The organism is Pararhodospirillum oryzae, assembly GCF_007992075.1.
Taxonomy (GTDB): Bacteria; Pseudomonadota; Alphaproteobacteria; order Rhodospirillales; family Rhodospirillaceae; genus Pararhodospirillum; species Pararhodospirillum oryzae.
The window spans coordinates 29,589-50,067 of record NZ_BJZO01000001.1; the positions used below are offsets into that span (position 1 = coordinate 29,589).

Below are 20,479 nucleotides of genomic sequence, written 5' to 3' on the forward strand. Positions count from 1 at the left end.
CTCAGGAGCCGTCAGCCGTCGGCCAGGGCGCGCAGGTCGGCGAGGGCAAGGCGCAGGCCCTCGCGGGAAAAGTCGCCGCCCAGGAAGGCGTTGCCGAGCACGGCCAGGGTGGTGCCGTTGTGCAGAAGGGCGGCGGGCACCGGGGCGAGGCGTCCCGCCGAGGCCGCGAGCAACAGCCCCGTGTTGACGGTGGCCGCCGCCTTGAAGTTCTTGTCGATGATGCCCAGGGTCTTGCGGGCCAGGGCATGGATGTGGGCGACCCCGTCGAGGGCGTCGCGCATCAGCACCACGTCGGCGGTGGCCCGGGCCACGTCGGCGCCCCGGGGCATGGCGAGGCCCACGTCGGCGACCATCAGGGCCGGGGCGTCGTTCACCCCGTCGCCCACGTAGGCGACCTTGCGCCCTTGCGCTTGCAGGGTCTGGATCAGGCGCGCCTTGTCCTCGGGGGCGATGCGGGCGTGGACTTCGTCGAGCCCCAGGTGCTCGCCCAGGGCGTGGGCGGTGTCGGGCGTGTCGCCCGTGATCATCACCAGCCGGGTGATGCCGCTCGCGCGCAGGCGGCCCAGGATTTCCCGCGCCTCGGGCCGCACCCGGTCGCGCAGCGCGATGACCCCGTGCGGCTTGCCGTCGGCGCCCACGAACAGCAACGAGCCTCCCCGCGCGGTCAGTTCGGCGAGGATGTCCTCGTAGGGCGTGAAATCGATGTTTTCGTGCTCTTCCAGGTAATGGCGGCTGCCGATGCGCACCGTGGTATCGCCCACGGTGGTGGCAAGGCCATGGCCGATGAAGAAGTCCACCTCCTCGTGGCCGATGTGCTCCAGCCGGCGCTTGCGCGCGACATCGACCACCGCCGCCGAAACCGGGTGGCGCGAGTGCTCGGCCACCGACGCCACCAGGGCCAGCAGGGCGTTTTCACTGGTGCAGGTGGTGGCGTCCAGGCACTGAATGCGGGTGACCTCCAGCTCGTTGTGGGTCAGGGTGCCGGTCTTGTCGAACACGATGGTATCGGCCTCGGCCAGCTTTTCCAGGGCGCGGCCGCCCTTGACCAGGGCGCCGAGGCGGGCCGCGCGCACCATGGCCGATTTGATCGCCATCGAGGTGCCCAGCTTGCCGGCACACGAAAAATCGATCAGGAACACGGATTCCAGCCGGCGCAACGAGCGGGTAAGGGCGAAGACGGCGGCCCCCGAGGCCAGGGTAATGAGAATGCGCCGGTCGGCCAGTTCGTCGGCCTTGGACTGGGTGATGGCTTCCTCGGCCAGGGCGCGTTGCAGGAACTGGGCAATGCGGGCCGTGGTCGTGGCATCGCCCACCCGCTCGGCGACGATGCTGAGCCGCCCTTCCTCGATCACCGAGCCCGACAGCACCAGATCGCCGGCCTCGCGCGGGACCGGCAGGCTTTCGCCCGTGACCGCCGACTGGTTGACCGTGGCCGCGCCATCCACCACCAGGCCATCCACGGCGATGGTTTCGCCGGCTTGAACGCGCAGGCGCGCGCCCGCCTCCAAGGTGGCGAAGGGCTGCGCGCGGACGGTGCCATCCTCGTCCTCGACCCACACCGTATCCACCTCGGGGGTGAGCAGGCGCAAGACCAGGTCGTCGGAGGCTCGCCGGGTTGAGTCCTCGATCAGGCCGGCGAGGTTGAGCAGCCACTGGGTGATGTTCGCGGTTCCGAATTCGCCCCTGAGCGTGGCCAGGCCCACGGCGGTGGCGTCGAGCACCTCGACCCGCAGGCCTTCGGTGAGCAAGGTGGCAACGCCCTTGCGCACGGTGTCGGAAACATGAAGCGCCGTTAGCGTGGCGACCACGGGGCGCGGAATCAAGGGCTGGGCCAGGCACAGCAGCCCGCCCAGAACCAGGGGGCTGGTGTCGGAAAACGGCGCGCCCTGATCGATGTCGCGGGTGCGGGGCAGGGCGGTGCGATCCAAGGCGCGCACGGCTTCCTCTACCCGCCCGGCCGTGGTGGGCGTGGTGTCGTGCTCGATCACCACGCTGAGCGCATTGGGGTTCAGGCGCACCCGTCGCACGCCTTCCAGGCCTTCCAGGTAGCCGCGCAAATAGCGCTGATCCAAGCGACGATCGCGCAGGCAGGCCATCTTGAAGCGCGACCGGCCGGGGATCTGGTGAACAAGACGGGCCATGAGTTCCCCCGGGGCATGAGACCGGACAGGGCCCCCCGCATGGCGCGGGAGGGCCCGGTCCGGGGACCAGAAATCAAGACATCGAAACGAAAAGCGTGGGCCGGGGGCCTCAGGCGGCCGGCGGTTCGTCCTCGCCCGTGGGCACGGCGCCGCGCGCGGCCGCCTGCATTTCCGCCTCGGCGTCGCGGAAGCGCTCCTTGATCTCCTCCATGCCGCCTTGGAAAACCCCCCACAAGGACGCGAGCGAACTCAGGGTTTTCTTCTGCACGGCCGGATTGGCCAGCACCACGGCGGCCAGCGCGCCGACGACCATCCCCTTGACGTAGGCCGGGTTTTGGAAATCAACCCACCCCGTGGTCCAGCTTGCGTTCATCAGCCCGCCAAAGGGCGTGCCGGCGGCGGCCGGGGTCGCGTACCCGTAGGGCGACTGAGCTTGCTGTTGCCCATACGGGCCCGCGCCCCACGCCGGGGGGGCACCCCATGCCGGGGGAGCGCCCCACGGAGGCGGCAGGGGGGCACCGGGCTGGGAAGGGGGAGGCGCCATGCCGGGCGCCATCCCATGGGCGGCGGCAAGAGCGTAGGCATGCTGGGCGGCGTGCGGATCCATGGGCGGCGGAGGCGGGGGCGGCGGGTAGCCCATGCCCGGATGGGGGGGCGCCGGCGGCGGCCCGCCCCACGGCGCCGTGTAGGGGATGCCAAAGGGCCCGGGATGGGCCTGGGGGGGCATGTGCAAGGGCGGATGGGGGGCCGTTGGCGGGGTGTGGGGACCGGCCGCGGGGGCCGCGCCCGGGGAAACCGGCGCGGCGCCGGCGCACGAACAGCTTTCCGCCGGGGCCGCCTCGGGGGCGCCGGGCGCGGACGGGGGGACAGGGGTGTGGGACATGTTACGACTCTCCCTTGTCTTCCAGGGCCTTGCTCTCCGGAGCGGCAGGCCTGGCCTTGCCGTCCATCACGTAAAGGGCGGCGGCACCGGTGGCGATCATGGCGGCGGTGGTCAACAGTGGCCCGCCCTTCAGGCTGGCGGCGACAACGGCGCCCAGCCCGGTGGCGAGGCCGGTTTTCGCCGCCGTGCCCAACACGTCACGCGTGGCCTGGTCCCGGCTGACGCTGCCATCCTTGAGATGACGGGCCGTACCGGCCAGGGCCGCCGTGCCCCCCACCAGGGCGCCCAGGGCACCAGCGCGGATCAGGGTCTCGGCGAAGGAATGGGCGGTGGGGTGGGCAAGCGAATGGGGAAAGCTGGGTGTCATGGAACCCTCCTGCTGAAAGGGGACCGGTTCATGGGACATGGCTGGCATTCCTTGGTTTCGATGCCCCGCGCTGGGGCCGCACCCCACGCTGGGGTCGCACCCCACGCTGGGGCCGTGTTCCCGAAGATCCCGTCGCGGGGCCGGGAGTCATGAAAGCCCTCGGGGGTCGGATCGGGGAGCGTCCTCCTCCAGGGAGGCCTTGCCCGGAGGCAGGGTTGCCGCGAGCATGGCGCGCAAACGATCCTCGGGCAGGCTCAGGCAGTCTTGCCAGAAAGAGGGGGGGATCACGGCCGGATCGTAGCTTACCACGACCGATTGCGCGCCGGCGTTGAGGCGCACGGACTGGATGCCCTGGATCCGGCACAGATCCTCAAGCTGAAGCGAAGGGCCTCCGGCGGCGCCCGCCTTGAGCACCCCCAGCGCCCCGATCCCGATTTTCAGACGAACGCGCCCGGGAATATGGTGGGCGATGCTCAGGTGGGGGCGCAGGTCCCCAACGCTGTCGATGAGGTCGGCAAGGCTAGCCATGGAAGACGACACGGACATTCAACCCTCGAAGACTGGATCGAAACCAGGGTAACGATCGCTTCCGGCCACAACAAGGGATCGCGGATCGAATTGGGGGCGCTTAATAACCCATTCATAAAAAGGGGGGCCTCTCGGGCGAGCGATGCGAAATGCAATAAGGCTTCCAGTTGATGGATTGGAAGGTGGGTATCAAAGGTTTAAGCTGTTCTCCAATTACGCGTAATCTGGGAAAGGGTTTTTTCCTTCTCCTGTCCTGGGTGGATCATTCGATGGCACTGTCGACTCGCAGCGATGCTGCGTCGCACTACATGTAATATGAGAATATTCTTTGATGATTTTCACGCCAAAGAGGGGGCGCCTTTGGCGGCGGCTCCTTGTCTTGCGTGCTCGCCGCCCTCTTTTCGGGGGGGGCGTTGCGTGGGCAACCAGACGTGGGCCATGGTGAACAAGACAGCCTGCGAACGGAAGACACGCTTGGGGAGAACGCGGACGTGACGACGCATGAGCAAGAGGGCAGGGCGGGAACGGACAAGATCGAGGCCTATTGGCACGCCGTCCTGGCAGTGGCGGGATTGATGCCCGATCCCCGCAGGCCGGCCACGCCCAAGGACCGGGGGCGCGTTGGAACGGCCGGGGAATCCGGCCTCAATTCCTCCCCGGGCCGGGAAGAAATGTTCGACCTGTTTGGCGAGCGGGTGGTGGCCCAGGTCCGTTTCGTGTTCGAGGACGGCGAGGAGGGGGCTTTTCTGCTGGCGTTCGACGCGCCTTGCGCCCGCTTCCTGTTCGATCTCACCGGGCGGAATGCCGATGGCGCGGGCCTGCGCCAGATCGCGCTCATGATGCTATCGGCGGTGGCCTCGACCTATCATTCCCTGGACGGGGTGGGGCCCACGATGGAATCCGTTCAGATTTCGCAAGGCGGGCTGCCCTGGCCGCATAGCGCGTGGCGCCTGGGCACCTTGACCTGGGCTCCCGAAGCCCGCCTGGGCGTTGCCGTGGAAGAGCCGCTCCTTCAGCGCCTGCTCGCCTTGGATCTGAAGCGGCGGGAACCGGGGCAGGAGGACGCCCACCTGACCCGCTCGGTCATGAAGGGGGGAGCGTCGTTCGAAAAAAGCCTGGGCGGCGCTTCGGAGGGGGACTCTTGACGCCTGCTTTGTCTTTTTTCTCTTTTTAAGGGTGTTCCCCTTTTTTCGCAAGGACGGGAAAAGCCAATAATTCAAGTTGGTTTTTCCCGTTCTGATCTGATCCCCGGCTTTTTTCGCCAATACTTTTTTATCCAGCCATTGCTCCATATCTCAAGGCATCCCACGTTGTGAGGGGAGAAGCAACCTTGGGGCTTCTCGTCGGCATGATCCCCGTTCCCTGCCCGGGGGCGGCGGCCTGGGGCGAGGATGAAACGTGATGTTTGCAAACCTTCGGGTGCGGACGCGCCTGCTTCTTCTCACGGTGTTCTTGCTGGGATGCATGGCGGCCTTGTCGGGCCACGCCATGATCCAGATGCAGCATATAAAACAGGCCCTTGACACGGTGTACGTCGATCGGGTGGTGCCCTTGCGCGATCTCAAGGTGATCGCCGACATGTATGCCGTGAACATCGTGGACACGGCGCACAAAACGCGCAACGGCAACATCACGGGAACCGAGGCCCTGTCGCGGATCGCCGCCGCCCAGAAAACCATTGGCGACACCTGGAACCGCTACCTGGGCACGTACCTGGCCCCCCGGGAAAAGGCCATCATCGAATCCCTGACGCCCTTGATGAAAAAAGCGGATGGCGAGGTTGCCCGGCTGGTGGGGATCTTGCAATCCGGCCTTCCCGATGAACTGACCCGGTTCACCATCGTGTCGTTGTATCCGGCCATTGATCCGGTTTCCGATGAAATCTCGCGCCTGATCGACCTTCAGCTTGAGATTGCCGGAACCAAGCATGCCGAGGCGTCGGCGGACTACACCGTTGCGTGGTGGGTGTCGGTGATCGGCTTCCTGGTCGCGGTGGGCGTGGGTGCCGGGCTGGCGTTCTGGATTATCCGCTCCGTCACCGGTCCCCTGATCGAAGTCCAGAAGGTGATGAGCGAGATCGAGCACTCGGGCGACCTGAGCCGGCGTCTGGTGGTGCGCTCGAACGACGAGGTCGGGCAGACCGCCGGCGCCTTCAACCGGTTGATGGAGGAACTGGCCCAGGTCGTGGCCGGAATCAGCGCGGTGGTGGATCGTCTGGCCGCCAATGATCTTGCGGGGCGGGTCGCGGTTTCGGGCAAGGGCGACATGGCCCGCCTGGGGCAGAACCTCAACCGGTCGCTGGAAGCCTTGTCGGGCACCATGCGCGGGGTGCTGGGGAATATCCGGCAAGTTGCCGTGGCCACGGGGCAGGCCAGTGCCGCCATCGGGCAGATTTCCGACGGGGCGCAAGGCCAGTTGAACGCCATTCGCCAGATTGGCATCGGCATTCGCCAGTCGGCGGGCGCGGTGGAGGACATCGCCAACAACGCCCAGGCCTCCAGCCGCCATGCGCGCGAGGCTTCCGCCCTCACCGCCACCGGCCGGACCCGCATCGCGGAAATGAGCGCGGCCATGACCGCGATTGCCGGCAATGCCCGCGAGATTTCCAAGATTACCGGGGTGATCGGTCAGATCGCCGCCCAAACCAACATGCTGTCGCTGAATGCCGCCATCGAGGCGGCCCGCGCCGGCGAGGCGGGCAAGGGCTTTGCCGTCGTCGCCGAGGAAGTGGGCAAGCTGGCCGAGCATTCCGGGCGATCGGTGGGAGAAATCGACTCCATGGTTGAAAAGGCCGGCTTGGAATCCACTTGCGGGGTTGATCTGGCCCGTGCGGTGGGCGACAGCATTGAACAGATCGCCAACGGCGTGGGCGAGACCGACCGCATGGCCGGAGCCATCGCGGCGGCGGTGGAACAGCAGTCGGCCGCCATGGAACAGATTCGCGCCAGCATCGAGGATCTGGGGCGCATCGGCACCACCAATGCCTCGGCCTCGGAGGAAGTCACGGCGACGATGGTGGAACTGTCCCGCCTTGCCGACCAGACCCGCACCGACGTGGAACGGTTCATCTATTAGGAAGGTCATTTTCCTTCGTTTGGGTGTGATCGGATCCTTTCCAGGAACGAGAGGGAACCTTGTCAATGCGGGTCATGGTTTTCGACGTTGGCCAGCGCCCTTATGCCCTTCCGATCGAGGTTGTCGGCCAGGTGGTGAATCCCGGGGTGGTCACGCCGGTGCCCTTTGTTCCCGACTGGCTGGAAGGCGTGGGCGCGGTGGACGGGCGGATTGTCCCCCAGATCCGGCTTTCCGTGCGCCTGGGCCTGGAAGCCTTGGGATCGACGGATCCCGGTGCCGGCCAGCGGCTGCTGGTGACGGCGCAAGGGGGGCTGTTGCTGCTGGCCGTGGACCGGGTCCGGCGCATGGTCGATGTTCCCTCTCGCGATCTGGTGCCGGTCGGGTCCCCCGGGCCTGCGCCGGAGAAACACGAGGAACAGGAAAACGCGCGGGAGGAAGTCCGCTTCGAGGAGGGGGGCGAGGAACAGCGGGAGCGGACTCCCCCCCTTCTTTCCAAGGCGGTGAAGGGCCAGTTCCGGCTGCGGGATGAAAGCGTGCTGCTGCTTGACGCGGATGTCCTGGGCCTGGATGCCCTTGAGGGCGTTGGACGCGGCGCGCCCGGCGGTGCTGGTTTCGGGGGCGGAGGCCTGCACGTGGCGGCGGCTCCGGCGCGCAGGGCCTCCGCCCCCGCCGCGTCGTTTGGCGTCCTGGTGGTGAATGTCGCGGGTGAATCCTACGCTTTTCCCATTGAACGGGTGCGGGAGGTCGCCCCGGTGGGAACCCTCACCCCGCTTCCCGGCGCCCCCCCCGAGGTGGCGGGCCTGGCCGTGCTGCGCGCCCAGCCCCGCCTCGTGCTTTCACTGGCCGCGTTGCTGGGACTTTCCGACCCCAGGCCCGACAGCGTTCTGGTCGCGATCGAACACAACGACGTTTCCCTGCTGTTCGCCTGCCCGGAACTGGTGGGGTTGCGCCGCTTCTCCGAGGACAGGCGCGAACGGACCCAGGCCGATGTGCTGGAAGCCTACCTGACCGATGCCCAGGGCAAGGTTACCTGTCTTTTGTCGCTTGAACGCCTGCTGGGTCCGGGACGCGCGCGGATGATCCGTCGCTTCCTGCCCGACACCGCGCCCCCCGTGGAGGCCGGGGGCGATCTTGGCCCCGGCAAGGCCCCGCCGCCCCGCCGGCGCGTGTTGCTGCTCAAGGCCGGGCGTGAAACCTGTGCCCTCGACATTGCCCGGATCGAGCGCATCGTGCCGTGGGTCGCGCCGAGCGGACTTCCCGATGCCCTGGGCGATCAGGTCGGGGTCACGGCGGTGGGCGGGCGAATCCTGCCCGTGGCCGATCTGCCCCAGCTGGTGGAAGGCGAAGCCCTGGATGGGCCGCGCTCGGTCTACGTGGTGGTTCAGGTCAACCCGGCCCGGGGAGAAACCTGGGCGCTGGCCACCAGCGCCGTGTCGCGCCTTGTTGACCTGCCGGCGGGCACCGTGCGCGACGAGGGGGGCTCGGGCGTCGTGCGCGGCGTGGGTCAGGTTGACGGGACCTTGATCTCGCTCCTGGACGTGGGCGCCTTGCGGGGGAGCCCACCCTCATGAGCGCCTTGTCTCCCCTGATCCGGCCCATCCGCCTGATGATCGTTGACGATTCCGGTTTCATGCGTCTGGCCGTGCGCAAGATGGTGGAAGGCGAAAAGGATATCGAGGTGGTGGGCGAGGCCCGCGACGGCGAGGCCGCCTTGTCGTTGCTTGAAAGCGTCCGGCCCGACGTGATCACCATGGATGTCGAGATGCCCAACCTCGATGGCCTGGCCACGACCCGCGCCATCATGCGCCGGCGTCCCTTGCCGATCATCATGCTGAGCAGCCTGACCCAGAAAGGGGCCCAGACCACCGTGCAGGCCCTGGAGGCGGGGGCGGTTGATTTCATATCGAAGTCATCGTCTTTCGTGCAGCTCGATATCGTGGGCATCGACAAGGAACTGCGCGAGAAGATCCGCTACTGGGGCCGTCACCCCCTGGCCCGGCCTGCGCCGGGGCAGCCCGCCACCGCCCGGGCCCAGGCGGCCCCGACCGCTTCCTTGCCGGCCTTGCGGGCCTGCCGGCGGCCGGGGGAGGTTGATCTGGTCGTGGTGGGCGTGTCCACCGGGGGCCCGCGCATGTTGCCCGCCTTCCTCAAGGCCTGCGGCCGGCTGGCGTGCCCCATGGTCGTGGCCCAGCACATGCCCCCCCAGTACACCGCCAGCCTCGCCATGCACCTGCGCCAGGACACCGGCCTTGAGGTCAGCGAAGGCAGCGAGGGCACGGTGCTGGCTCCGGGAACCGTGACCGTGCTGCCGGGGGGCCAGGATGGAGGCCTGACCCCGGGGCTGGGGTCCACCTGGGTTCTGACGCTGCGCGTGCTGGCCAGCGCAAGCATTCATCCAAGCGTGGATCATTTGTTCGAAACGGCCCTGGGGGTCGCGAAAACGCCGGTGGCGGTCGTCCTGACCGGGATGGGGCGCGACGGCACCCAAGGCGCGGGCGCCTTCGCGCGGCGCGCCTTGCCGGTGGTGGTTCAAGAACCCGGGGAATGCGTGGTGGCCGGCATGCCGTTCTCGGTTCTGGAGGCCGGGCACGCCTCCCATGTCTTTCCCGTCGCCCGGCTGGGCGCGACCTTGCAGGAGTGGTGTTCTCCCGGCGCCTCTCGTCCGGCACCGGACCCGGAACGAGGACTTTAAGAAAAAGGATAAGGAAATGGCTGTCAAGGTGATGATTGTAGATGATTCTTTCATGATGCGCATGCTGATCGCCGACGTAGTCAAGGCGGATCCGGACCTGAGTGTCGTGGGCGACGCCGACAATGGAAAAACCGCGATGGACCGCGTGGCCGGGTTCGCGCCCGATGTCGTGTTGCTGGACATCGAAATGCCGGTGATGGACGGCCTGGAAACCCTGAAGCGTCTTAAGCTCGCGAGCCGGGCCAAGGTGATCATCGTGTCGTCGGTGGCCCAGGTGGGCTCCCCGCAGGCGATGGAAGCCCGCCGCCTGGGCGCCTTCGACGTGATCGCCAAGCCCTCGGGCGCCATGAGCCTGGACCTGAAGGAAAAACGGGGCAGCGAAATCGTGAGGGCCGTGCGCAAGGCGGCGGGGTTGCCCGCGTAAGCACACACGTTCGGGCGGCAGGGGGAACCCAGACATGAGCGACATGGCCGATATGCTATGGCAGGAATTCGGGGTCGAGACCGAGGAGCATTTCGAGCTGATCGAACCGCTTCTGGTGGCGGCGGATTCCCGTCCCGTGACCGGCGACGAAATCGCGCAATTGTTCCGCTCGTTCCATTCGGTCAAGGGCCTGTCGCGGGCCATGGATCTGGCGGGGATGGAGCGGCTGGCCCATGTGGCCGAGGATCTGCTGGGGCTGGTGCGGGAAGGTCAACGCCCCCTGGACGGCCCCGCCATCGCCTTGCTGCTGGCCGCCCTGGACGCGCTCAAGGTCTTGCGTGAAACCGCCATCACCAGCCGGGCCGACGCGCCCCCGCCGTCCGACCTGGTGGAAGAGCTGGCGCGAGCGTGCGAGGGGGGCGCTCCCACGACACCCGCGCCGGCCGCGCCGGCCGCCCCGGCCTCCGTTCCCTCCCAGGCCGCTCCCGCCGCGCCCGCGCCGGCGGCGGCGCCGCCTCCGGTGCCGCCCGATCCTCCGGCCGAGGCGCCCCTGGCGCTGGGGGCCGATCCCGAGATGCTCACCTTCTACGCCGAGATGATGGAAGAGCATCTGCCGGTTCTGGCCCGGGCCGTGGTCAATGCCGGCGGGGACGCCGAGGCGCGCGCGCGGGCCCTGGAATCCATTGAGGTCTTGCATCACGCCTCGCTGGCCATGGGCTTCGAGGGGACGGCCGGGCATCTGGCCGACATGCGCGCGGTGCTGGCCGCCCCGACCCCGGCCCCGGACCGTCATCTTCTCACCGACTCCCTGGGCCACATCCGGGCCCACCTGGAGCTGATCGCGCGCGAGATGCCGGGCGGTGGAGCCCCGTCGCAGGCCCTGGCCGAGCGTCTGCGCATTGCCCTGCAAACCGAGCTGCATTCCCTGGTCGAGGGGGCGCTGGGGGTGCTGGCCCGCTTTGGGGCCGGTGGCCCGGGCGAGGCTCCCGGCGATGGCGGGGCCGGCCTCGCGCCGGAAAGCGATGATGTCCTGGCCGAGGAAATGGCCCGTCTCGCCCGTTCCGTCTGCACTTTTTTCCTGTTCCTCGACCTTTCCCAGGCGGCCAAGCTCTTGCTGATGGTCGAGGATGTGTACACGCGGGTCGCGCGCAGCGAACTGTTCGTTCATCCCGAGATTCTGGCCCTGACCAACGAGGTTTTCCAGCGGGTCACCGAACTCGCCGACGACACGGGGCGTTCGGGCGATTTTCCCGACCAGGTGGTTGACGGCCTGCTGGCCCGGTTTCGCGAATCCCTGCTGGCCAGCACCCGGGCCGGCGAGGACACGCCACCGGTCATGGCCCTGAAAGCGGTTCTGGCCCAATACGATATCAACGACAGCCTGGTGGAAATCCTCTCCGTCCAGAATATTCACGATCTGGTGAGCGCGGTGGAACAGGGCCGCCATCAGATTTACGAGATCCTGGCCGATCTCGAAGGCGACGAGCGCCTGGCGATGGCCTTCGTGGAGTGGCTGAAAGCCCAGTGCACCCCCATCACCAACCGCACGGTGTTCAAGGGCGAAGGCACCTGGTTCGAGTTCCTGGTGGTGTCCAGCGCGCCCCCGCCGGCGGTGGAGGAAGGGATCAAGGCCCTGGATCCCGAGGGCCGGCGCCTGCGCATCCGTCCTTGCCTGATCCGTCCCGAGGCGCCCGCGGCCACCGCCGCCGCCAGACCCGCCGCCCGCCCTCCCGAGGAGGCTCCCGCCGCCCAGCCCAGTGGCCGCGCCGCCGGGGTCATGCGGGTGCGCGGAGAAACCGTTGATCACCTGATGGCCCAGGTCGGCGAGCTGGTCACCCTGGGCAACATGATGCGCACGGCGACCCGGGGCGCCGGGGCCGCCCAGGCCCTGCGCCGCCTGGGCGAGGCCATCCGCGCGTCCTCCCTGGCGGGCGGGCCGGCCCTGGGCTGGCTGGAAACCCTGGAAGGCGCCTGGGCGGGCCTGGAGGCGTGCGAGGAGCAGCTGGGCAGCGCGGTGGTCCGTCTGGAGGAGGCCACCTTGGACCTGCGGGTGGTGGCCTTGGAAACGGTGTTCAACCGGTTTCCCCGGGTGGTGCGTGACGTTGCCCAGTCCTGCGGCAAGCAGGTCCGCCTGGAAACCGAGGGCGCCGAGGTTCGCATCGACAAGGGCATGCTGGATTTGTTGATGGACCCCCTGATGCACATGGTCCGCAACGCCATTGACCACGGCATCGAACGCCCCGACGAACGGGCCGCCCGGGGCAAGCCCGTGCCGGCGACGGTGCGCTTGAGCGCGCTCAGCCGGGGCAACCGGGTGGAAATCCGGATCACCGATGATGGCAGAGGCCTTGATCTGGCTCGGATCCGGGAACGCGCCGTCGAGCGCGGCCTGGTCAGCGCCGCCGATGCGCCGCACCTGGATGACGAGGCCGTGAGTGCCTTTATTTTCGACCCCGGTTTTTCAACCGCCGAAACGGTCAGTGCCCTGTCGGGGCGCGGCGTGGGCATGGACGTGGTGCGCTCCAACGTGCAGCGCCTGGGGGGCACGATGACCATCGAGACCCGGGCCGGGCAGGGCAGCACCTTTATCCTGGTCCTGCCCCTGTCGGCGGCGATCCAGAAGGTTCTGCTGGTGGAAGCGGGGGGGCGAACCCTGGCCATTCCCGAGCGCTTCCTGGCCGAGATCCACCAGATCCGCCCGGAGGAAACGCAAACCGTGCGCGGGCGCCCCGCGATCTTGTTGCGTCAGGCCACCATGCCCATTTTTTCCTTGTCCGACCTTCTGGGGTTTTCCAGCGAGACAGCCACCACGCCGGGATCCTTCTCGCAACGGCCCCTGGTCATCCTGCACAACGGGCGTCACCGGCTGGGCCTGGCCGTCGATCGCCTGCACCGGCGTCAGGACTTGTTCGTCAAGGAGATCCCCCCCGTTCTTGCCGCGATTCCGGGCATCGGCGGGGCCTCGATCGCGGGGGATGGAACCGTGGTGCTGATCTTGGACGGGGATGATCTCTTCCGTTTGGCCGAGGGACGCGCCGAGACCGGCATTCGCAAAGGAGATAAGGGAAAAACACAACAAACAGAGGGCATTGGACATCCAGCCTGATCCGCTTTGACCGGGTTGCCGGCATCGTCCGGCGGCCCCCGAACAAGGAAAACGGGATGCGCGAATACCTTCAGGTCACGGCGGGACGATACAAGGTGCTCGTGGACGCGCGCCAGGTGCAAGCCGTCGTGGCCTTGCCGGCGGACGTCTGGGCCAGGGGGCATACCCTGTGGCGCGGGCGGATCTTGCCTCTGATCGACCTGGCCCGGATCCTGGGGGAAAAGCCGGCTTCCGACTGCCCCCGGGAGAGTTGCGCCCTGGTCATGGACGACTTCACGGGGCATTCGGGCATCCTGGCGCCCAGCCACGTCGGTCCCCTCGTGTGCCTGGACGAGGAAACCCTTCATCCCCTGCCCGGGGGCCTTCCCGACTCCGTGGCCGACTGGTTCGACGGCGTGGCGGTCAACGAGGAGGGCGTGCCCGGAGCCTTGTGTCTCAAGGTCGGGGTGGCACTGTCCCGCGCCGAGGACGGGGGGGAGAGCCAGCCATGAATGATTCGCCCTCCCGTCGCCTGGAAGAAAAACTCGCCTTGATGCGGGGCGCCTTGCAGCCCTCCGTCCCGGCGCCACCACCTCGCCCGATTTCCCCTGTCCTGCCGCCCCTGCCGGCGGACGGGAGAGCGGGCACGACGACAACGGCCCAGTCGGTGGGAGGCTTCGTCGACTGGCTGGCGGCGGAAGTGTGCCGGCGGGTGGGAATCGCCGTGAATGATTCGGTGCGCGCCAAACTCGCGGCGGTCGTCGCGCCCATTCCGCCCCCGGCCCTCAGGGAGTGGGCGGATCGCCTGCTGCACAAGGACGCCAGTGATCCCGAATGGCTGTCGCTGGTCGAGATGCTGACGGTTCACGAAACCTACTTCATGCGTGATCCCAACCAGATCGATTTCGCCCGGCGCACCGCGTTCGCCGAGGTCATCGAAAGCCAGCGCCGCGTCCCGGCACCGCGATTGCGGTTGTGGTCGGCCGCCTGCTCCACGGGCGAGGAGGCCTACACCCTGGCCATTCTGGCCTTGCTCGCCCTGGCCGACGCCGGCGAGGCTTCCCTGGAACCCGACGGCACCGTGCGCGCTCCCCGGCGCTGGAGCATTGATGTCCTGGGCACCGACCTGTCGCGCCAGGCGGTCCGCCGCGCCCAGGAGGGCGTCTACCAGGACCACGGCATGGGCGCGTTTCGCAATCTGCCCACGGGCCTGTGGCGCTACTTCGTGGCCCTGCCGCGCAGCGAGGGGCCGTTGGTCGGCGTGAACTCATGGCGGGTGCGCGACGATATCCGTTCCCTGGTGCGCTTTCGCCAGTTCAACCTGCTTTCACCCCAACCAGCGATCGAAGGCGTTGATCTTGTCTTTTGCCGGAACGTTCTGATCTACTTCAATGCATGGGGCAAGAACCACGCCTACCGGCTGATCTGCCACGCCCTGCGACCCGGCGGATACGCCGTGTTCGGGCCCACCGACGTGCCGGACGACCCCAATTTGTTCAAGGCCCAGTGGGGCCCCTCGACCGTCATCTACCGCAAGGCGTGAGGAGAGTTCGCGAGATGTCCGTCCCCGACCCATCGGCCCCTGCTTTGCGAATCCTGGTCTTGGAAGACGATCCGGTTTTCGCGTCGCTCATCACCACCTTTCTGGTGCGCAACACCGCGCCCCGGCTCAGCTGTCAGGTGACCGGAACCCTGGCCGAGGCCCTGGCGGTTTCCCCCGACGCCGTCGATCTGGTGCTTTCCGACCTCAACGTTCCCGACTCCGGCGGGACCGAGACGGTCCGGGCGCTGATGGCCCGCTTCAAGCGTCCCGTGGTCGTGCTGACCGGCACCGATACCCTGGAGCAGGCGCAGCAGGCCATGGCGGCCGGCGCCCAGGATTACCTGATCAAGGGAGTGGATAAACGCCGCCATATTGTCAACGCGGTGGTTTTCGCCCTGGAGCGCTACCAGGTGACCGAGAAACTGGCGCAAAGCGAAGCCCGCTTTCGCGATTTCGCCGAAGTCGCCGGGGATTGGTTCTGGGAATCCGACCCCGAACACCGCTTCATCTGGGTCTCGGACCGGGTGCGCCAATGCCTGGGGGTGGCGCCGGAACAGCTCTTGGGCCGCACGCGGCGCGACATCGCCGCGCCCGAAATCGACCCGGTCCGGCTCGCCTGGCTGGACGAGCAGATGGCCCAGCACCTGCCGTTCAAGGATTTCCTCTACCAGGTCGCGTTCGCGCCGGGGCGCCACCTCCGGGTGAGCGGCAAGCCGGTATTTTCCGCCCAAGGGGTGTTCCTGGGCTATCGCGGCGTGGCCTCGGACATCACCGACGAACACCAAAGCCACCAGCTTGCCTTGCGCATGCTGGCAATTCTCAACGATTCAATCGATGCCCTTCCGGTTGGCCTGATGGTGTTCGATGCCGAGGACCGTCTGGTCATCGCCAACGAGCGCACCGCAACCTTCCTTCCGGGCAGTGCCGAAGGGCTGGTGCCCGGGCATACCTTCCTTGAGCTGCTGCGCACCTGCGCCGCCACCGGCCATTTCACCCAGGCCCGCGACCGCCTGGAAACGTGGTGCCGGGAATGGCGGGAAACCAAGCTGAAGGCCACCACGCCGGTCCATGAACCGGTCGCGGGCGGCGCCACCTTGGTGTTTACCCGCCATCCCACGGCCACCGGTGGCACGGTGCGCACCGTTGAATGGGGGCATTGAGGTCGTCTCCGTCTTGTCCTGCCCGGCAAGACAGGCGGCGGGAAGGAAAGGGAAGGGGAGTCGGCCCCTCTTCCCTTTCCCTTTCCTCGTGCGTGATGCGTTTCAGGGCCGTCCGCGTTTCCCGGACAAACTTTAGAAAGGCAGCATGACCAGGGCGGTGGCCTGGGCGGCGATGCCTTCCTCGCGACCGGTGAAGCCCAGGGTTTCGGTGGTGGTCGCCTTGACCGAGATCCGGCTCGCGGACAGGCCCAGGATGTCGCCCAGGCGGGTGGCCATGCGCGCGCGGTGGGGCCCGATCTTGGGGCGCTCACACATGATGGTGATGTCCACGTTGACGATGCGCCCGCCCAGGGCGGTGATCAGGGCTCCGGCATGGGCCAGGAAAATGGCCGAATCCGCGCCCTTCCAGCGCATGTCCGACGGCGGGAAATGGCGCCCGATGTCGCCGGCGTTGATGGTGCCCAGCAGCGCGTCGGTCAACGCGTGCATGGGCACGTCGGCGTCGGAATGGCCAACCAGGCCGTGATCGTGGGGAATCTCCAGCCCGCACAGGGTGACGAACGAGCCCGGCCCCAGGCGGTGGACATCGAAGCCCGATCCGATGCGCGGTTCGCCCGGCCCCCGGAACAGGGCCTCGGCCCGGGACAGATCGATCGGGGTGGTGATCTTGACGTTTTCCTCGGCCCCCTCGACCAGGGCCACCGTGCCCCCGGCTGCTTCCAGGACGGCGGCATCGTCGGTCAAGGTGCGTCCGGCGGCGGCGCGGTGGGCGGCCAGCAGGTCGGGATAGCGGAAGCCTTGCGGGGTTTGGGCGCGCCACAGTCCCGAGCGATCGACGGTTTCCCCCACCCGTCCCCCGGCGCCGCGCTTCAAGGTATCGGCCACCGGCAAGGCGGGAATGGCGCCCGGGTGTTCGGCCAGGGCCGCGATCACGCGGTCAATCAGCGCGCCGTCGATGAGAGGGCGCGCGCCGTCATGGATCAAAACCACGTCGGGAGTGTGCTCAACCAGGCTTTCCAGGCCCAGGCGCACCGAATCCTGGCGCTCGGCCCCGCCGGGAACCGGCTCAAGGAGGGTTGCAAGACCCTGGGCCGCCTGATCGTACAAATCACGGTCGTCGGGATGAATCACGGCTCGAGTCACGGCGACATCGGGGTGGGCGGCGAATCGGGCCAGTGAATGGCGCAAGACGGGCCGGCCGCCCAAGGTCAGATACTGTTTGGGCAAGTCGCCCCCGAACCGCGTGCCGCGTCCGGCCGCCACGATCAGCGCCGCTACCTTGACCATCGGGTCTTCTCCTGTCCTCGCCCGTGTTTTCGTGTCGTTCCCGTCTCCTGCGGGGGGGCCACCCTAGCAGCCCCGCCAAGGGCAGGCGATTGTTTTTGGCCTCGCGGCGGCTGTATAGTCTGGGGCATGAACGGATTCATCGCCCTTTTGCACGTCGCCGCCCTCGCCAGCCTGGTGCCGGCGGCTCTCACGCCCTTGCGCCGCCCACCCCGGCGCGACGGGGTGTTCTGGCTTGCCCTGATCTTGGCGACCGTCGGCGCCTTGAGCGTCGCCCTGGTGCCCGCCACGCTCAATGGGGGATGGAACACGGGATTTTCCAATGCGTTATGGGCAAGCATCGCAACGGCGCTCACGCTTTACCTTGCCTTGTGCGTGATCAGGACCGCCGCCTGGCGCATGGTTCCCATCTTGCTGCCCTACCTGATGGGCCTGGGGCTGATGGCCAATGTGTGGGCCGGCGCCGAAAACGCCCGGGTGATGGTTGTCACGGCCGCGCCACCCTTTTGGACCATGCTGCACATCGCCGTGGCCCTGATCACCTATGGCCTGCTGACCAACGCGGCCATGGCCTCGGTCTCGGGCCTGATCCAGGAGCGCGCCTTGAAGGCCAAGCGCCCCACCGAGCTGACCCGGCGCCTGCCAGCGGCGGCCGAGGCCGATGATCTGGGTAATCTTCTGTTGCTGTCCAGCGAGGGAGTCCTGGCCCTGGGGCTGGTGACCGGCATGGGCCTTCAGTACGTGGAAAGTGGTCATCTGGTGGTCTTTGACCACAAGACGGTCTTGTCTTTCTCGGTTTTTGCCCTGATCGCGGGATTACTGTTCGCCCGGGCCCGCTGGGGCGTGCGGGGGCGGCTGGGCGCCCATGTGCTGATGCTTGCCTACCTTTTGCTAACGCTTGCCTTCCCGGGGATCAAGTTTCTCACCGACTTTGTGCTTTAAGGGGCTGTGCAGGCCCCTTTGCCCCTCCTGATCCCTGGACGGCGACAGGGATTTGTGCAATTGCCTACGGAATGATCAGAGTTCCGTAAGGGTGGTCCGCACATGGTAGCGTTGTCCGAGATCCTCTCCCCCTCCGTTCCCCTTGTCTCGCTGGCCCCGATGGCCGGCATCACGGACCGCCCCTTCCGGTGCCTGGCCCGCCGTTTCGGCTGCCCGCTGGCCTGGACGGAAATGGTGGCCGGCGGCGAACTGCTGCGCGGGCGCGATCGCGGGCTGTTCCGCGCCCCGGTGGAAGACACCCCCCCGGCACGAACCGCCTGCCGCGCCACGTCTTCGCGCGTTCCCCCCATGGATGACGAGGACGAGCCCCTGGCCGTCCAGCTCCTGGGCCGTGATCCCGCCATCCTGGCCGAGGCCGCGCGGGTGGCCGAGGCCCGGGGGGCCCGGGTGATCGACCTCAACATGGGCTGTCCGGCCCGCAAGGTGGTGGGCGGCCTGGGCGGCGCGGCCCTGATGCGCGACGAGGCCCTGGCCGGGCGCCTGATGGAAGCCGTCGTGGGCGCGGTTTCGGTGCCGGTCACGGTCAAGATGCGCCTGGGCTGGGACGACGAAAGCCGCAACGCCCCCCGCCTGGCGCGTCTGGCGGAAGCGGCCGGGGCGGCCTGGGTGACGGTGCACGCCCGGACCCGCGCCCAGCGTTTCGAGGGGCGCGCCGACTGGGCGGCGGTGCGTCCGGTCAAGGAGGCCGTGCGCCTGCCGGTCATTGTGAACGGCGATATCGGCTCGGTGGCTCATGCGCGCCAGGCCCTCGCCGTGTCGGGCGCCGACGCGGTCATGATCGGCCGGGCCGCCCTGGGGGCCCCCTGGCTGCCGGGCGCCATCGCCCGTCACCTGGCCGAGGGCCGGACCGACGAGCCCGCCCCGCCCGCCCTGGAAGAGCGCCTGGCTCTCATGCGCGATCATCTGCACGCCCTGGTGGCCCATTACGGGCCCGACCTGGGGGTGCGGGTTTCGCGCAAGCATATGATCTGGTACACGGCCTCGTTCCTGGGGGCGGAAGGCTGGCGGGCGTCCTACATGAACGCGCGCACCCCCGACCAGGCCCTGGACTGCCTTGCGCAGCTGCAAGAGGGCTTCCAACCGCGAGAAGGATTGCAAGCCCCGGCCCGGTCCGCCTTGCGCCAGGAAAAGGGACGCTGATCATGGTGAAGTCCTCCCCCCTTCGCCGTAAAGCCAGCCCGCGCCCAAGCCTTCCGGGCATCGATCCCGGCGCGGTTCTCAACGCCGTGGCCGCCGTCATCCTTGTGATCGACGACCGCGACACGGTGGTCTTTGTCAACGCCGCCGGCGAACAGATGTTCGAGGCCACGTCGCCCCACCTGCTGGGCCTGCCGCTGCGCGACCTCATTCCCGCCGATAACCCCTTGTTCGGGCTGGTGGAAAAGGTCCGGCGCAATCATTCTCCGTTTTCCGAGTACGGGGTGCCGCTGGATACCCCGCGCACGGGGCCGCGCACCTTGACCGTTCAGGTCTCCCCCATCGTGGAACACGACGGATGGGTGGCCCTGACCCTCAATGAACTATCGATGGCGCTCAAGATCGGCCAGCAGATGAGCCATCGCAACGCGGCCCGGTCGGTCACCGCCATGGCCGCCCTGCTGGCCCACGAGGTCAAGAACCCGCTCTCGGGCATTCGCGGGGCCGCCCAGCTTCTGGAAACCGGCCGCCCGCCCGAGGACTGCCAGCTGCTGCGCCTGATCTTGGACGAAACCGACCGCATCGTGGCCCTGGTCGATCGCATGGAGGTTTTCTCCGAGAACCGGCCACTGGACCGCGAGGCGGTCAACATTCACCGGGTGCTGGAACACGTGCGCATGGTGGCCGAAAATGGCTTTGCCCGCCATGTGCGCTTTATTGAATCGTATGATCCGTCGCTGCCGGCGGTGTTTGGCCATCGCGACCAGCTGGTGCAGGTGTTTTTGAACCTGGTCAAGAACGCCGCCGAGGCGACGCCCCGCATGGGCGGCGAGATCACGCTCTCGACCGCCTACCAGCACGGCTTGCGCCTGCGCGTGCCAGGGGGCGAGGTGACCGACCTGCCCCTGGTCATCAGCGTGCGTGACAACGGCACCGAGGGCATCCCCGACGACATTCGCGGCAATCTGTTCGATCCGTTTGTCACCACCAAGCCCAAGGGCAGTGGCCTGGGGCTGCCTCTGGTCGCCAAGATCGTCAACGACCACGGGGGAATCATCGAGTTCGACAGCCAGCCAGGGCGCACGGTGTTCACCATTATCTTGCCCATGGCGCGGGAGCCGGCGGCGCTGGCCTGAGAAGCGGCCCCGCCCCCCGCAT

17 protein-coding genes are annotated in these 20,479 nt (G+C 67.9%); 12 read left to right on the top strand and 5 right to left on the bottom strand.

Translation table 11 applies throughout. The annotated features are described in order from the left end of the window. Positions 1–11: 11 nt before the first annotated feature. From ROR02_RS00115 to ROR02_RS00135, 4 genes are all read right to left on the bottom strand, one after another. A complete protein-coding gene (locus ROR02_RS00115; protein ID WP_147161968.1) occupies positions 12–2,141 on the bottom strand; it encodes a heavy metal translocating P-type ATPase in 2,130 nt (709 codons plus the stop codon). A 109-nt stretch (positions 2,142–2,250) separates the two neighbouring features. Further along, the gene (locus ROR02_RS17340; RefSeq protein ID WP_281290978.1) at positions 2,251–3,024 is read right to left on the bottom strand and encodes a hypothetical protein; all 774 of its coding nucleotides are present in this window, start codon (positions 3,022–3,024) and stop codon (positions 2,251–2,253) included. Position 3,025: 1 nt separating this feature from the next. Then, positions 3,026–3,391: a magnetosome protein MamC gene (locus tag ROR02_RS00130; RefSeq protein WP_147161969.1), complete on the bottom strand. Its 366-nt coding sequence runs from the start codon at positions 3,389–3,391 to the stop codon at positions 3,026–3,028. A gap of 147 nt (positions 3,392–3,538) precedes the next feature. Further along, positions 3,539–3,937 (bottom strand): heavy-metal-associated domain-containing protein, encoded by a 399-nt coding sequence (locus tag ROR02_RS00135; protein ID WP_174823003.1) that lies wholly within the window; start codon positions 3,935–3,937, stop codon positions 3,539–3,541. Positions 3,938–4,410: 473 nt separating this feature from the next. On the opposite strand from ROR02_RS00135, the gene ROR02_RS00140 reads away from it, so the two are divergent. The 9 genes from ROR02_RS00140 to ROR02_RS00180 all read left to right on the top strand — a co-directional run bounded on the left by ROR02_RS00140 (position 4,411) and on the right by ROR02_RS00180 (position 15,898). Beyond that, on the top strand, positions 4,411–5,064 hold the full coding sequence (locus tag ROR02_RS00140; protein WP_147161970.1) for a hypothetical protein: 654 nt from the start codon (positions 4,411–4,413) through the stop codon (positions 5,062–5,064). A 256-nt stretch (positions 5,065–5,320) separates the two neighbouring features. Further along, positions 5,321–6,994 (top strand): methyl-accepting chemotaxis protein, encoded by a 1,674-nt coding sequence (locus ROR02_RS00145; RefSeq protein ID WP_147161971.1) that lies wholly within the window; start codon positions 5,321–5,323, stop codon positions 6,992–6,994. 65 nt (positions 6,995–7,059) lie between these two features. Then, on the top strand, positions 7,060–8,565 hold the full coding sequence (locus ROR02_RS00150) for a chemotaxis protein CheW (protein WP_147161972.1): 1,506 nt from the start codon (positions 7,060–7,062) through the stop codon (positions 8,563–8,565). After that, positions 8,562–9,686, top strand: a complete 1,125-nt coding sequence (gene cheB / locus ROR02_RS00155) for a chemotaxis-specific protein-glutamate methyltransferase CheB (RefSeq protein WP_147161973.1) — start codon at positions 8,562–8,564, stop codon at positions 9,684–9,686. Before ROR02_RS00150 ends, cheB begins: the two co-directional genes overlap by 4 nt. A 16-nt stretch (positions 9,687–9,702) precedes the next feature. Further along, positions 9,703–10,110 (top strand): response regulator, encoded by a 408-nt coding sequence (locus ROR02_RS00160; RefSeq protein WP_147161974.1) that lies wholly within the window; start codon positions 9,703–9,705, stop codon positions 10,108–10,110. A 34-nt stretch (positions 10,111–10,144) separates the two neighbouring features. Further along, positions 10,145–13,216: a chemotaxis protein CheA gene (locus tag ROR02_RS00165; protein WP_147161975.1), complete on the top strand. Its 3,072-nt coding sequence runs from the start codon at positions 10,145–10,147 to the stop codon at positions 13,214–13,216. Positions 13,217–13,272: 56 nt separating this feature from the next. Next, positions 13,273–13,707, top strand: coding sequence for a chemotaxis protein CheW (locus ROR02_RS00170; RefSeq protein ID WP_147161976.1), 435 nt, complete (start codon positions 13,273–13,275; stop codon positions 13,705–13,707). Continuing rightward, positions 13,704–14,738 carry a CheR family methyltransferase gene (locus tag ROR02_RS00175; RefSeq protein ID WP_147161977.1) on the top strand — a complete coding sequence of 345 codons (1,035 nt, stop codon included), beginning with the start codon at positions 13,704–13,706 and terminating at the stop codon, positions 14,736–14,738. Before ROR02_RS00170 ends, ROR02_RS00175 begins: the two co-directional genes overlap by 4 nt. A 14-nt stretch (positions 14,739–14,752) precedes the next feature. After that, positions 14,753–15,898: a response regulator gene (locus ROR02_RS00180; RefSeq protein WP_170244889.1), complete on the top strand. Its 1,146-nt coding sequence runs from the start codon at positions 14,753–14,755 to the stop codon at positions 15,896–15,898. Between the two features lie 132 nt (positions 15,899–16,030). Here the strand turns inward: ROR02_RS00180 and ROR02_RS00185 are convergent, their stop codons facing one another. Next, positions 16,031–17,185, bottom strand: coding sequence for a bifunctional 2-C-methyl-D-erythritol 4-phosphate cytidylyltransferase/2-C-methyl-D-erythritol 2,4-cyclodiphosphate synthase (locus tag ROR02_RS00185; protein WP_147161979.1), 1,155 nt, complete (start codon positions 17,183–17,185; stop codon positions 16,031–16,033). A gap of 126 nt (positions 17,186–17,311) precedes the next feature. Here ROR02_RS00185 and ROR02_RS00190 point away from each other — a divergent pair, with 126 nt between their 5' ends. From ROR02_RS00190 to ROR02_RS00200, 3 genes are all read left to right on the top strand, one after another. Further along, positions 17,312–18,124: a cytochrome C assembly family protein gene (locus ROR02_RS00190; RefSeq protein ID WP_147161980.1), complete on the top strand. Its 813-nt coding sequence runs from the start codon at positions 17,312–17,314 to the stop codon at positions 18,122–18,124. 102 nt (positions 18,125–18,226) lie between these two features. Beyond that, positions 18,227–19,324 (top strand): tRNA dihydrouridine synthase DusB, encoded by a 1,098-nt coding sequence (gene dusB, locus ROR02_RS00195; protein ID WP_147161981.1) that lies wholly within the window; start codon positions 18,227–18,229, stop codon positions 19,322–19,324. Positions 19,325–19,326: 2 nt separating this feature from the next. Continuing rightward, a complete protein-coding gene (locus tag ROR02_RS00200) occupies positions 19,327–20,457 on the top strand; it encodes a two-component system sensor histidine kinase NtrB (protein WP_147161982.1) in 1,131 nt (376 codons plus the stop codon). The last annotated feature ends 22 nt before the right edge of the window (positions 20,458–20,479 follow it).